Raw genomic sequence first — 14288 nt, forward strand, 5'->3', positions numbered from 1 at the left:
GCCGGTACGCTAGACCTAGCTATAAGCCCCAAATTGCCGAACAATAATTGAGAATAATTATCAATTAATAAAATCAATCCCGGAAAGAGGCAGATGATATGCACACTTTAGGCACCGAAGCGATTCGGGCATTTTTTACCCTGCAATGTTGCTGGCTCAATAATGAAGAAATCTATTTGGAACAAGGCTGTCCAGATTGTAGCTCGGCAGCGACTTATCTGATTTACCATACCAACACGCATATCCAGAAACATCTGCTGAAATTTATTGAAAAGTATCGCTGTCATCAGGCGCGACGTAACGATTTGCTCGACCTGGATTTTTTCCAAAAAGACTATGAGGACTTTCTGCACATTCTGGAAAATGAAGTCAATTTTTATGCACGTCTGCATCATGATGTGTCACGTGAACGCTGCTTTGAAGAGATCGAGTCTATCTTTGAACGCCATTATGCAATGGCTTATTAGGTATTGGCCTTGTACATGATCATTGTGAATATTTAGGCAATCGACTACTGCGTTTGTTAATGTTGTGATGAATTGACCAATCACCGACATAACTTGACGTTTAAAATACTTTTATTTGCACTTGAACATTTTTCATCCGGTATCATATAAGGGTTTTTGATGAATATTCTAGGATCCTTGCATGAGCCAAAGCCACATCCGTATTCGAGGCGCACGTACCCATAACCTGAAAAATGTGAACCTTGATATACCACGCGACAAGTTTGTGGTGATTACGGGACTGTCTGGTTCAGGAAAGTCCTCGCTTGCCTTTGATACCTTATATGCCGAAGGTCAGCGCCGTTATGTGGAATCGCTGTCTGCCTATGCCCGCCAGTTCCTCTCCCAGATGGAAAAACCGGAAGTGGATTCTATTGAAGGCTTGAGTCCAGCGATTGCCATCGAACAGAAATCTACCAGTCATAACCCGCGTTCGACCGTGGGTACCATTACCGAAATTTATGACTATTTACGCCTGCTGTATGCGCGTGTCGGTACACCGTTCTGTCCTGAACATGATCTGCCGATGGTGGCACAAACGGTTACTGAAATGGTCGATGCAGTCAAAGCATTAGAAGAAGGCACTGCACTGTTATTGTTAGCACCAGTCGTGCGCGAACGTAAGGGCGAATATACGGCACTGTTTGAACAGCTACAAAGCCAGGGTTTCGTCCGTGCCCGTGTGGATGGCGAGATCATGGAAATTGATCCACCACCAGAACTGGACAAAAAGAAAAAACATACCATTGAAGTCGTAGTTGACCGCTTTAAAGTACGTGATGATCTGGGCAACCGTATTGCAGAAAGTTTTGAAACCGCGCTGCGTCTTGGTGGCGATATCGCCATTTTGTCCTGGATGAAGGGCGAGCATAACGATCGCGTGTTTTCTGCCAAGCATTCCTGCCCGCAATGTGACCGCGCTGTGGCTGAACTGGAACCGCGTTTATTTTCGTTCAACAATCCCTTTGGCGCTTGTCCGGTCTGTGATGGTTTGGGAACCCGTAGCCATTTCAGTGCCGACAAACTGATTCCCAATCCTGAAGTCAGCGTTAGCCAAGGGGCCATTCGTGGCTGGGATCGTCAGCGTCCATATTATTACAGCATGATCCAGAAAGTCGCCGAGCATTTCGGTTTTTCTCTGGAAACGCCATGGAATGAACTGGAGGCCGATACCAAGAAAAAATTTCTGTATGGCACCGGCAAAGAAAAAATTGATCTAAGTTATATCGATGAGCGTGGCCGTCGCCATAATCGGGTGATTCCGTTTGAAGGAATCTTGCCGCATCTGGAACGCCGTTATCGTGAAACTGAAAGCAATTATGTGCGTGATGATCTGGCGCAGTATTTATCCAATGCTGCCTGTGATGCCTGTGATGGTTCACGTCTAAATGAAATTTCGCGTAATGTGAAAATTCTGGACAAGACTATTGCTGACATTACCCGCATGTCGATCGGCGATGCTGAAAGCTATTATCAGGGCATTCATCTGGAAGGTGCGCGGGGTGAAATCGCGGACAAGATTTTCAAGGAAATCCGTGAACGTCTGCACTTTCTGGTTTCGGTCGGCCTGAATTATCTCAGCCTGTCCCGTTCTGCCGAAACTTTGTCTGGTGGTGAAGCACAGCGAATTCGTCTGGCCTCACAGATCGGTGCCGGTTTGATGGGCGTCATGTATGTGCTGGATGAGCCATCAATTGGTCTGCATCAGCGTGATAACGACCGTCTGTTACAGACCTTGATCCGTCTGCGTGACCTAGGCAATACCGTCTTGGTGGTCGAGCATGATGAAGATGCGATTCGTGCCGCTGACCATATTATTGATATCGGTCCGGGTGCCGGTGTACATGGCGGGCATGTGATTGCCGAAGGGACTTATGATGAAATTCTGGCCAATCCGGACTCGCTGACCGGAAAATATTTATCCGGAAAATTAAAAATTGAAGTCCCGAAAAAACGGATTCAACCGCCCAAGCCTGAAGAACAGATCAAGCTGATGGGAGCATCCGGGCATAACCTGAAAAAAGTCGATCTGACTATTCCTCTAGGTATTATGACCTGTGTTACCGGGGTGTCCGGTTCGGGTAAATCGACCTTGATTAACCGGACTTTGTTACCTTTGGCGGCGACCCAACTCAATGGTGCCACCACTTTAACTTCGGAAAAGTTTGAATCGATTGATGGTTTGCAGTTCCTCGACAAAGTCGTGGATATTGACCAGAGTCCGATTGGCCGTACCCCACGTTCCAATCCGGCAACTTATACTGGCCTATTTACCCCGATTCGTGAACTTTTTTCACAGACGCAGGAAGCCAAGGCACGCGGTTATGCCGCCGGTCGTTTCTCGTTTAACGTGAAAGGTGGCCGCTGTGAAGCCTGTGAAGGTGACGGCATGATCAAGGTGGCGATGCACTTCCTGCCGGATATGTATGTGCCATGTGATGCCTGTCATGGCAAACGCTATAACCGTGAAACGCTGGAAGTGAACTATAAGGGCAAGAATATTTCCGATGTCTTGCAGATGACTGTTGAAGATGCGATGCATTTCTTTGATGCGATTCCGGTGATTCACCGTCGTCTGGAAACATTGCATCAGGTGGGTCTGGGTTATATCCGTCTGGGTCAGTCTGCGACCACTCTTTCTGGTGGTGAAGCGCAGCGTGTCAAACTGGCGCGTGAGCTGGCCAAACGTGATACCGGTCAAACCCTGTATATTCTGGATGAACCGACCACAGGTCTGCATTTTCATGATATTGCCAAACTGCTGGATATCTTGCATCAGCTCCGTGACAAGGGCAATACCATCGTGGTGATTGAGCATAACCTAGACGTGATTAAAACTGCCGACTGGGTCGTGGACTTAGGCCCTGAAGGTGGTTCGGGTGGCGGTATGATTGTCGCGGAAGGTACGCCTGAACAGGTCGTGAAAGTCAAAGCTTCACATACCGGGAAATTCTTGAAGCCGTTGTTGAAGTGATTTAGAAAGGGCTCATAAGAGCCCTTCTTTTTTAAAGTTTTCAATTACAAACTCTATATTTTTCTTATTCGCTTGATCTGTGCTCGCATTAAGCCTATTTATTAAAATTGATTCAATATTTTTCTTTATTATCGGAGTTAAAGTTGAATCTATATTTTGCTTCAATATTCTTGTCATTAAATCCCCTTTCGTTAAGAGTCTTAGCTCTAGATCATCTGTTGAATGAGTAAAAATAAAATCCTCCCAATCTCTTGGAGAAGCTGCCTGCAATACTAATTTTGCTTTGCTCTTTACACCTCTATCTACAATATAAACTTTTAATATATCCAATAATGAAGGTAAGCCAATCCATGGGTTTCGCTCTTTCCAATGTTTTATATACCAATGAAATAAATTATCTTTTTTATAACCTAATGTTGTTGCCTCATCCCAAATCTTTTCATAATTTTTTGGCAACTCTTGAATAAGAAAATTTAAAATTTCTCTTTTTAATTTTTTAGAAAGATCATTTCTCCCAAATTTCTTCAATAGAAAACAATGAAAATATAAATTCTCTAAACTATTAAAGCTTAAAGACTCTTTTGATTTTTTATATAATTCTTCACAATAGCTTGGATCAACTTGTAAATTACGCCATTGATCCATTAATCTACCAAGATCTTTTCTAATTAAATTACTTTTCTCAGAAATTAAATCCGAATTAGCTAATGCATTCAATTCTTGAAAGTCTGGCGCTCGTTTTTGATCAAACCATTTCCTGAATTCTATTAGCCATCGATCATGATCAAATATAAACAAATAAGATAAATTTTGTAATTTTTTCAATATTATCAACTTCTCATTATTTTGTTTACTATTTTCATTAATCTCCATCAGATCAACAGCATTGTCTGTAGAAAAATCTTCCCATGTTAAATCATTTTTTTTACCAAAATCTTCTATAAAATTACCTTGTAAAATCCGTATTAAAATAATTTCTTTTGTTGAATATGCAACTTCTCTTGGTAGTTGCTCTATGAATTTTCCATACAATTTAATAACTTTCTGGAAAAATCGAAAATTATGTATTTCTAATTTTTCTGCGAATTCGACCATTAAATCAATTAATGGTACATCTATATCTTGTGTATTTTCACGAAGCAAAGGTTCAACAGTAGTTATTTTGATTTCTGCATCAACCAGTTTTTCTTTGTACTCAGCATATTTTTTCTTATTTTCATTCTCAGTTTTTGACTCATCTAAAATCAAAACTACTTGGCAATTACGTTCCAATTTCAATTGGTTCGCTAGACCCATTACATCTTTAATATCAAGTTTATTCGACATACGTTCAAAATCATCAAAGCAGATAATGGCATCTTTCACTTGATTAAACATTAAACTATCAAATATTTTTGCTGAAGAGCTGATACCAAACTGAGATATTTTTGTATCTTTTAAAATAGATGGTAGCCCTCTTATCCATCGAGGAATTTCAATGGCAGAGCTATTATTTTCAATATGACTATAGATATGAGTTTTTAAGTCACTTAAGGACTCCAACCCAAATAAAGAAACATACACATATTTCTTTTTAAGTTGATAATTTTCTTTAAACTCATTCCAAAAGAAAGTTTTACCTACTCCCCAAGATCCAGTAATAGCGATAGCCATACCTTTATTATCATTTTCTCTAAATATTTGCTCTAATCTTTGTTCTGGTTTCATCTTTATTAGCATCTAAAAGTAATAAATTGACTTAAATTTAAATTAAAAAGTACTGGGCTAAGAATTTAAACTTCTGCCACTGCATTGCGTCCTTTGGCCTTTGCGGCAAACAAAGCATCATCTGCATTTGACAATAAAGCCATCCAGGAGACGGCACCAATGGCAACCCCGATACTGACCGAAACCTGAATCTCGTCTCCTGCTGCAGTCACAATATGGCGCTCAGCCACTTCAGCGCGGATTTTATCGGCCACAATCAGTGCCTGCTGCATCTGGATATTTTCAATCAGTACCAGAAATTCATCGCCCCCATAACGCACCAGCAAATCTGTAGCACGGACATTGGCCTGTAAACGCTCGGCCACCAGTTGAATCACCTGATCGCCAATAATATGCCCATATTGATCATTCACCTGTTTAAAATGATCAATATCAATAATCATCAAACAGGTTTGGCTCAATTGACCCGGCTGATTTTCCATAAAACGGATATATTCTCCCAGCGCAAAACGGTTGGCCAGCCCGGTCAAAGAATCGGAATGGGCAATATTCTTTAAACGGAATTCCAGCGCATCACGTTCTTGCAACATCTGTTGCAATTTCTGAATGGCAGCGAATAAGGAATCCGAATGATTCACTTCACGCAACCGCATATCAACTTTCTGACGACCCGAGTTTTTAGACAAACTCAACAACATGCGGCGTGCCTGAATCAGTGGCAAAAATACCTGTTTGCGTGCAAAGACCATGGTGGAAATCGCGGTGAGTAATGAAATCAGCGATACCAACACGCTCCAGATCAAACGCTGCATATTGCTGTTCATCTCTTGAATAGCGGCATCTCTGCTATATTGCAGCAGGTAAGTTTGCAGGTCTACCACAGTCGCAAATTTATCTACGATCGCTTCAGTCAGCTCTGTTCCGCTCAAACGGTAGTCACGTTGCTCCAGACTGTCACTGATCAGCTCACTCACAATCGGTAAGCCTTGCTGAATAAACTCGGTTTCTACCCGCCGATGTAAACGGATGAATTCCTCAGTCTTATCTTTAACAGGTTGAATGGTATCAATCAAGGCCCACAAATAACGCACCTGATGTTGGGTCTGTAAAGAGCGGGTAATATTTTCAGTGGGAAGCGGAGCTTCAAAAGTCACATGCGCCATGATAGACGAGGCCACACGACCGGCCTGATCACGTAAATCAGATAAAAATAGAATCTGGCTAATATAGTTATTCAGAGGGGTCGATGAGCTATCTGAAGCCACTGCCACGTCACGCAAAAGTTCACGGCAACTTTCCCAGGCAGCAAACATGGCCAGAATTGCCTGATCAAGTTCTTGCGCACTGCGTTGCTGACGCGGCATCCGGGTATAGGCATCAACCTGTGCACGTCCTTTTTTCAGGCTGATTTCAAGCTGTGAAAGTTGCTGACTCAGGTTGTTAAAACCGACCTCCCTCAAGACATCAGCCGTCTGGTAGAGCTGCTGATCCACCTGTCGACGGTAGCTGATTAACTCTTGCTGATGCTGGGCAAATTCCTGCACCGAACTCGACATGGCCTTATTGGCAGGCGCACGCTCACGCGAAATTTTATTTGCCAGATCAGCGACCTGCTGTAATGCATTCAATTGTTGATAGGTTTGTCTGGATTTTAAATAACTTTGACTGCTACTCACAATTAAGGGAATACAGATGCAAAGTAAACATAAAATAATAATCGACATCGACCAGTACAAACGTTTACTGATCCACTCAGAGCGTAAGGTATTCATGCTGTTGTATTACGCCCCAATATTACAAGCAAAGCTAAATAGATTGATTATTATACAAATAAAACAGGATGGTCTTAAAGCCTTTAGTCTTACTTCACTTATGTTTTTAATGAATTTTTATCAGCTATTATTTTTCAGATACTTAAGGTGGTTTATTTGAAATGTTAATGCAGGGTTTCATGACCACAATTCCCTATAAAGTCTTACAAAAACAAGGGAATTTAAGCAGCTAAAAAATATAAAAACTTGCTTTCCACACTATTTACACATGCAACAAATAAGTGCATAATGCACCGCATTAGGGCGAGTTAAATTATTCCTCAGCAGATATTTTAGTTTACCCGCAAATTTTGGCGAAAAAACCCCGATTTTCTATGAAAATTGGGGTTTTTTTTAGCTATTGAATTTTAGACCTACATTTTTACTTTTTAATATGCACTATTTTGGTGCTTAAAATTATTATAATATTTCTTCTTATCATCTTTTTTAATTAAAGGTTTTTCAGAAACGGAATGATCCGAAATAAAAAATGCTGGACAAAAAAAAGCCCAACCTTGGGGAAAGCTGGGCGATAAAACAAAAAATTGTGGAGAATCAGGCTAAATCACTATGAAAGTGTGAACTCTAACTTGATTTTCATATTATGTAAAATTCTCCTAACAATGTAAAGTCGATTGCTTCAGTCAAGATTATAAAACATGCCCATTTAGCTCAAAAAACAAACACCTATTCTAAGATCCAAGCTGATGATGCTTTAAAATCAAGCAATCCAATCAAAGACCTGATGCGCCAGACATTTTGCACTTCTTGACACATTTATGAATTAACTCACCTATTATTAATTGTTTTAATAGATAAATATATTATAATTAATCGTATTAATTGATTAAAATAACAACATAATTTCTCCTTAATCTTTAGTCCCGATTCTATATTTAAAGTCTAGATTTTTGTTATACAAGAGTTTTTATATAAAATAGCTTCGGAGTCTAATACTTGAATTTTACACAAAATTAATACAATGATTTAGCTTAAAAAAATAGCGATTTCGAATTGGATTGACTTAATAAATTGTTACAATACAATATGTTCAAAAGTTGTACACATCTTGTAACAAAACGGTAAATATCATGAAAAAACTCGGTTTAGCCACTGCTTTATTATTAGCCATGACCGGTGCTCAAGCATATCAATTTGAAGTTCAAGGTCAATCAGAGTTCATCGACAACACTGCAAATGAACAAGACTTCACTGGTGCAGTTCAAGGTACTTACTACTTCAACAATGTTGATGCTTCTAAAGGTCCTTTAGCTGAAGCTGCTTTTTTAAACCAAGCATCTAATGTTTCTGCTGCTTATACATACGGCGAAGACGGACAAGAATTTGGTGATCGCACTGTGCACCATACTTTCGGTGTAAAAGGTGAAGCGTATATCCCGACTAACGTTGTTCCTGCTTATGCAAGCGCTTCTTATAGCCATACCATCGCGGATAACAAAGCGGGCGACGTAGACGGCAATGGTGACCGTTATGCATTAGAACTAGGTGCATTACTAATCCCTAACTTCTTGGTTGCTGTGGGTTATACCAGCGTTGCTGACCAAACTTCTTATGATGCTTTCAACATGTTTAACAACGGTGTTGCTAAAGCTGCTCTTGAATCTGGCACAATCAATGAAGACCAAGACGCAATCACTGCCCGCACTAAATATGTAGGCGCGATTGACGGTACTAACATGTCAATTGGTTTTGAAAGTGGCCTGGTTTATGGTGAAGATACTGCCTACAACTTAGGTACAACTCTTTTCCTTAACCCACAGTTAAGCGTTGGCGCATCTTATATGGAATCTAGCTTTGCTGGTTCTCCAGACAAAGCTTGGGGCGCGAACGTAAACTACTTCATCACTCCTGCTGTTGCAGTTGGCGCAACTTATGTAAATGCTAACTACGAAGCAAATCTTGCGCAAAATTCTCAAGTTAGTGATACTCAAACGATCGGCGTAAATGCCAAATTCCGTTTCTAATTTCTGATTAGATGCTGAATCAAAAAAGGACGCATATTGCGTCCTTTTTTATTGTTTTATGACTCCGTTTACTCAGGCGTACGTACCAGACTTAAGAAGTGCAAATGACGTTCATATTGGTCAATGATGTCCTGCAATAGATCTTCTTGGGTCCATTCCATCACATCATAGCCCTGCCCGCCTTCTCTTAAAAAGACTTCTGCCTGATAGGAATCTACGCCCGCATTCTCCAGTTCAGACATAAAGCTTGGACTTAAAGTCTGGGTGGCATGGACCTGATAAATAAAATTAATTTCATCCTGATGATCAACACGGAGCTGTATACCGTCTTCTAAGGGGCTAATCGCCACCTGTAAGCGACGCCGTTTCAATTCACTTTGAAAGCTGAGAAATGCCTTATTCACTGTATGGTGAATATACTGCTGCACATCTTCCTGAGTGTGCGGATAATGCATAATCAGGCCTAAGCGCTGTTGCCAGCTGCGTGGATTCTGGATTGCACGCGGGGTAATCCGTGCGGCTTGCAGCGCATGCATTTTGGTGACATCCAGATGTAGGGCTTTGATTAATCCCCAGCACATCAGCAGCATAATGAATGTAAATGGCAAAGCACTCATGATCGTGGCCGATTGCAAAGCCTCTAAGCCACCCGCCAGTAATAGGATGATAGCCAGTAAAGCCATGAGTACGGTCCAGAACAGACGCTGCCAAGTCGGTGAATTATCACTTTTCGCTGTCAGATAATCAGTCACCAATGCCCCTGAATCGGCAGAAGTCACAAAGAACAGCATGACCAGTAAAGTTGCAATGATGCTGGTCACTGAGCTGAAAGGCAGATTGTTCAGAAACTCAAATAGGGCCACTGATGAATCACGCTGAACTGCTTCTAGCAAGCTGGTATTGGCTTCATGCATAATGCTATACAGCGCGGCATTGCCCATAAAACCCATCCAGATCAGGGTAAATCCGGTCGGAATCAGCAATACACCCACGATAAATTCACGAATACTGCGCCCTTCCGAGACCCGGGCAATGAACATCCCGACAAATGGCGACCAGGAAATCCACCAGGCCCAGTACATGATGGTCCAGCCGCCAATCCAGCCACTTGGCTGATAGGCATACAGATTAAAGGTCATGCTAAACAGATTAGAGACATACTGGCCGGCATTCTGAATAGTCGTCTGTAACAGATAAATACTCGGACCTGCCACAAAGACAAAGATCAGCAACAGCAGTGCAAGCACCAAATTTAGTTCAGATAAACGTTTAATTCCTTTATCTAATCCAAAAAATACGGAAGTCGCTGCCATGGTACTCACGACAATGATCAGAATCACCTGAGTGCTAGGTGCCTGTTCAACACCAAACAGGTAATTCAAGCCTGAATTGATCTGTGTGACCCCAAAACCCAGTGTGGTGGCCACACCAAATACCGTACCAATAGTGGCAAAGGTATCTACGCCATCTCCAATCGGACCATAGATCTTTTGACCAATCAGCGGATATAAGGCCGAACGAATTTTTAAAGGCAATTGATGCCGGTAAGCAAAATAAGCTAGCGATAGGCCAACCAGCGTATAAATGGCCCAGGCATGTAAGCCCCAGTGGAAAAAGGTGACCCGCATAGATTGTTGTGCAGCCAGTACAGTTTCCGGTTCACCGGCAGGTGGCGTAACATAATGCATCACCGGTTCGGCCACACCAAAGAACATCAGGCCAATCCCCATGCCTGCGGTGAATAACATCGCAAACCAGGAGGCACTGCTATATTTCGGTTGACTATGCTCGGGCCCCAGTTTGATTTTGCCCATATCCGACAGGGCAATATAAGCCAGAAGGATGATAAATATCGCCACCGACAATACATAGAACCAGCTAAAGGACGTGGTAATCCACTGGTTCAGTTGCTGGGTAAAAACTGAAAAAGCATCGGGTGCAAATACGACCAACGCTAAAAATATCGCAATAATGGCGACAGTACTGATAAAAACATTTGGATTGATATTGGCAAACCAGGATGGTTTTGTGGAAGGCATACATCCTCCATTTTTTAGAAATTGGATCGACAAACAGCGTCAAATAATTATTGGTAAGGTCAAAATGATCAGACAGATTCAGTCTATGGGAGCTAGATCTCCTGCTATTTTAGGATGTGACACAAAATAAAGCCGTTAAGTTACTGTAACAAATACAATAAAAGGATGAGCTTCATTGCTCAGGCGGTTTTTTTCTATTTTTCACGTTCTTTTTATGCGGTAGACGTGCGATATATTGCAAGGCAATTAAGCGGGATACAATCAGTGCCAGATACATCACCCCGACAAACATCTGGATAATGGCCAGCATCCGTGCGACCGGACTGACCGGCATTATATCGGACAGTCCTGTTGCAGACTGTACACTGAAACTGAGAAAAATCAGATCCAGCCAGGGTTGATAGGCTTGCAGATCGGGGTCCGAAAAGCTGTGCGGCACCAGCAGCTGGCAAATACTGTAGAGGAAGGCAAAGCCCCAGGCCAGCAAGGTAAATACCGCCCCAGCGGCAAACAGTTCATCCTTGGTCAGATAACGGTCATGGAACATATAACGCAAAAGGCCATAAGCTGCACTGAAATAAGCACCAGCTTCAAACAGGTTGGCGGTGACATGGATCCAGGTATAACGCAGTCCCAGCACAATCAGAGAGGAAAAGAAAATCGCACCGGCGACAAAGCTAAGTCCTAAAATGGTAAACATTGGAGTCTGGCGAATGACTCTGGCAATCACCAGCAAAACCAGAACACCCAGCACCCAGGTTCCCGCCCGATAAGACACGCTTTCATAACTCAATACCGACAAGATCAGGATCAGCAATTGCAGGCACAACAGCCATGCCGAAGGCAGATGGGTAAAGCTGTTCCAGAACTGCTGCAGAGATTGCTTCATAATGCTCTTCTTGTCACTATCTTCATGTAGGGAACACATTGTTATGGTTAGCCGCTTTTAACATAGCATGCTCAAAGCAACTTGCAGATATGCGATTTGTATGAAAATTACTGAAATAACACTGCACAAATCCAGCCAGCTCAATTCAATACGGTGTTTATACTAAAGAAAAAACTTGATGATATCTCCATAAAAAAAGCCCCTGACGGGGCTTTTTTTAGCGTAGCGCAGATCTTAGTGATCCGATGCGCCTGAGATACCAATACCGGTTTGTGAACGTACAAACTGGGCATCAAAGGCTTTGCGTTCTGCCTGAGCCTGTGCCGAATTATCCGTCACAGAGAACAACCAGCAGCACAAGAATGACAATGGCATCGCGAAGATTGCAGGACCATTGAACGGGTTCACTGGCGTATCAGAAATACCCAAAGTATCGACCCATACTGCTTTAGACAGCACAATCAAGGTTACTGCGGTTACCAGACCGGCAACACCACCAATAACTGCACCACGTGTCGTCAAACCTTTCCAGAACATAGACAATACTAGTACCGGGAAGTTGGCACATGCCGCAACCGAGAATGCCAGACCGACCATGAAGGCTACGTTTTGTTTCTCGAACAGAATCCCGAGAATCATCGCGAAGATCGCAAGACCTAAAGTCGCAATTTTAGACATACGTAGTTCAGATTCAGGCGTGGTTTGGCCTTTCTTCAAAACGTTGGCATACAAGTCATGCGAAATTGCTGAAGCACCTGATAGGGTCAAACCAGCAACGACCGCAAGAATCGTGGCAAATGCGACTGCAGAAATGAAGCCCATGAACAGGTCGCCGCCCACTGCATCAGACAGGTGCACCGCCGCCATGTTATTACCACCCACCAGCTCCAGCTTGCCAGTCACTGCCATTTTCGCAACATCAAGGAATTGCGGGTTGTTCGATACATAGAGAATCGCACCGAAACCAATAATGAAGGTGAGCAGGTAGAAATAACCAATAAAACCTGTAGCAACCACGACTGATTTACGCGCTTCTTTGGCATCTTTTACCGTGAAGAAACGCATCAGGATATGTGGAAGACCTGCGGTACCAAACATCAATGCCAGACCTAAAGAGATCGCATCAATCGGATTAGACGCCAGACTACCCGGACCCATGATCTTGGTAGCATCTGTCAGGCTCAAGTCATGCACTTTTGAATAAACACCAATCGCCTGTTCAAACATGTTGGTAAAGCTGAAGCCTACACCTTTCATGACCATGAATGCCATAAAGGTTGCACCAGACAATAACATGACTGCCTTGATGATCTGTACCCAAGTGGTTGCCAACATACCGCCGAACATCACGTAGGCCATCATCAACAAGCCAACGATCACGACTGCAATATTATAGTTCAGACCGAATAGAAGTTTGATCAGCTGACCTGCACCTACCATCTGTGCAATCAGGTAGAACGCGACCACAACCAGCGAGCTTAAAGCAGCCAAGGTACGTACCGGTTTTTCCTGTAGACGGAAAGAGACGACATCTGACAGGTTGTATTTACCCAGGTTACGCAGACGTTCTGCCACCAGGAACAATACGATCGGCCAGCCCACCATGAAACCCAGTGAATAAAGCAAGCCATCAAAACCGGACAGGAACACCATCGCGGAAATACCCAGGAACGATGCAGCTGACATATAGTCACCGGCAATTGCCAGACCATTCTGGAAACCGGAAATACCACCACCAGCCGTATAAAAATCCTTGGTACTGGTGGTTTGTTTTGCTGCCCATTTGGTAATGAACAGGGTTGCTCCGACGAAAATCAGGAACATGATAATTGCAGGCCAGTTAGTCGCCTGCTGTTCTGCTGCACCTAAATCAGGACCAGCCATTGCGATGCCTGAAGCAACTGTTGTGATCGCCAGGGCAATAAGAGAATTCCATTTCATCTTAACGTGGTCCTTTTTCATGAGCGATTGCTTCAACTTCACGGATTGCTTCTTCGGTCAATTGATCCAGTTTGTTATTGGCAATGTAGGAATACACACCACACAAGAGAAACGACAAAACAATGATGCCCAGACCTAGAGGGATACCCCAAGTCGTCACACCACCTGAAAGTGAAGACAATAGAAACTCTTTGTTATAGCCGACCAAAAGCATGAAGCCGACATAAACGAATAACATGATTGCCGTAAGCGTCCAGCTAAGACGACTTTTCTTGGCGACCATTTCCTTGAATTTTGGATTTTGTAGAATACGATCTACTTGTACCTCATCCATAATTACTACTCCTGTAGCCCAACCTTGGGCTGCCTATTTTTTAATTCGAATTATCACTGTTGCAAGTTAACAATAATCGTAGGTGCTTGTAATTTAGACTTT

9 protein-coding genes are annotated in these 14288 nt (G+C 42.7%); 3 read left to right on the top strand and 6 right to left on the bottom strand.

Going from position 1 to position 14288, the window contains the following annotated elements; all coding sequences use genetic code 11:
* Positions 1-98 precede the first annotated feature (98 nt).
* The gene (locus tag G4D73_RS08575; RefSeq protein ID WP_004729209.1) at positions 99-467 is read left to right on the top strand and encodes a hypothetical protein; all 369 of its coding nucleotides are present in this window, start codon (positions 99-101) and stop codon (positions 465-467) included.
* Positions 468-648: 181 nt separating this feature from the next.
* Positions 649-3480, top strand: coding sequence for an excinuclease ABC subunit UvrA (gene uvrA / locus G4D73_RS08580; protein WP_213686526.1), 2832 nt, complete (start codon positions 649-651; stop codon positions 3478-3480).
* Positions 3481-3492: 12 nt separating this feature from the next.
* On the opposite strand, the gene G4D73_RS08585 is transcribed toward uvrA, so the two are convergent.
* Positions 3493-5187 (bottom strand): P-loop NTPase fold protein, encoded by a 1695-nt coding sequence (locus G4D73_RS08585; protein ID WP_213686527.1) that lies wholly within the window; start codon positions 5185-5187, stop codon positions 3493-3495.
* A 65-nt stretch (positions 5188-5252) separates the two neighbouring features.
* A complete protein-coding gene (locus tag G4D73_RS08590; protein WP_213686528.1) occupies positions 5253-6959 on the bottom strand; it encodes a sensor domain-containing diguanylate cyclase in 1707 nt (568 codons plus the stop codon).
* 1130 nt (positions 6960-8089) lie between these two features.
* Between G4D73_RS08590 and omp33-36 the strand changes: the two genes are divergently transcribed.
* The gene (omp33-36, locus tag G4D73_RS08595) at positions 8090-8983 is read left to right on the top strand and encodes a porin Omp33-36 (RefSeq protein ID WP_213686529.1); all 894 of its coding nucleotides are present in this window, start codon (positions 8090-8092) and stop codon (positions 8981-8983) included.
* A 68-nt stretch (positions 8984-9051) separates the two neighbouring features.
* On the opposite strand, the gene G4D73_RS08600 is transcribed toward omp33-36, so the two are convergent.
* The 4 genes from G4D73_RS08600 to G4D73_RS08615 all read right to left on the bottom strand — a co-directional run bounded on the left by G4D73_RS08600 (position 9052) and on the right by G4D73_RS08615 (position 14186).
* Positions 9052-11022, bottom strand: a complete 1971-nt coding sequence (locus G4D73_RS08600) for a BCCT family transporter (protein WP_213686530.1) — start codon at positions 11020-11022, stop codon at positions 9052-9054.
* 172 nt (positions 11023-11194) lie between these two features.
* Positions 11195-11911 carry an ion channel gene (locus G4D73_RS08605; RefSeq protein WP_213686531.1) on the bottom strand — a complete coding sequence of 239 codons (717 nt, stop codon included), beginning with the start codon at positions 11909-11911 and terminating at the stop codon, positions 11195-11197.
* Positions 11912-12145: 234 nt separating this feature from the next.
* On the bottom strand, positions 12146-13852 hold the full coding sequence (locus G4D73_RS08610; RefSeq protein WP_213686532.1) for a cation acetate symporter: 1707 nt from the start codon (positions 13850-13852) through the stop codon (positions 12146-12148).
* Position 13853: 1 nt separating this feature from the next.
* The gene (locus G4D73_RS08615) at positions 13854-14186 is read right to left on the bottom strand and encodes a DUF485 domain-containing protein (RefSeq protein WP_004890697.1); all 333 of its coding nucleotides are present in this window, start codon (positions 14184-14186) and stop codon (positions 13854-13856) included.
* Positions 14187-14288: the final 102 nt, after the last annotated feature.

Origin of the sequence: Acinetobacter sp. WY4 (assembly GCF_018438165.1) — a bacterium.
Taxonomy (GTDB): Bacteria; Pseudomonadota; Gammaproteobacteria; order Pseudomonadales; family Moraxellaceae; genus Acinetobacter.

Excerpts from the sequence above, each read along its gene's own strand:
- G4D73_RS08610 (WP_213686532.1), bottom strand. The coding sequence starts at position 13,852 with ATGAAATGGAATTCTCTTATTGCCCTGGCGATCACAACAGTTGCTTCA.
- G4D73_RS08605 (WP_213686531.1), bottom strand. The coding sequence starts at position 11,911 with ATGAAGCAATCTCTGCAGCAGTTCTGGAACAGCTTTACCCATCTGCCT.
- G4D73_RS08575 (WP_004729209.1), top strand. The coding sequence starts at position 99 with ATGCACACTTTAGGCACCGAAGCGATTCGGGCATTTTTTACCCTGCAA.
- G4D73_RS08600 (WP_213686530.1), bottom strand. The coding sequence starts at position 11,022 with ATGCCTTCCACAAAACCATCCTGGTTTGCCAATATCAATCCAAATGTT.
- G4D73_RS08615 (WP_004890697.1), bottom strand. The coding sequence starts at position 14,186 with ATGGATGAGGTACAAGTAGATCGTATTCTACAAAATCCAAAATTCAAG.
- G4D73_RS08585 (WP_213686527.1), bottom strand. The coding sequence starts at position 5,187 with ATGAAACCAGAACAAAGATTAGAGCAAATATTTAGAGAAAATGATAAT.
- uvrA (WP_213686526.1), top strand. The coding sequence starts at position 649 with ATGAGCCAAAGCCACATCCGTATTCGAGGCGCACGTACCCATAACCTG.
- G4D73_RS08590 (WP_213686528.1), bottom strand. The coding sequence starts at position 6,959 with ATGAATACCTTACGCTCTGAGTGGATCAGTAAACGTTTGTACTGGTCG.
- omp33-36 (WP_213686529.1), top strand. The coding sequence starts at position 8,090 with ATGAAAAAACTCGGTTTAGCCACTGCTTTATTATTAGCCATGACCGGT.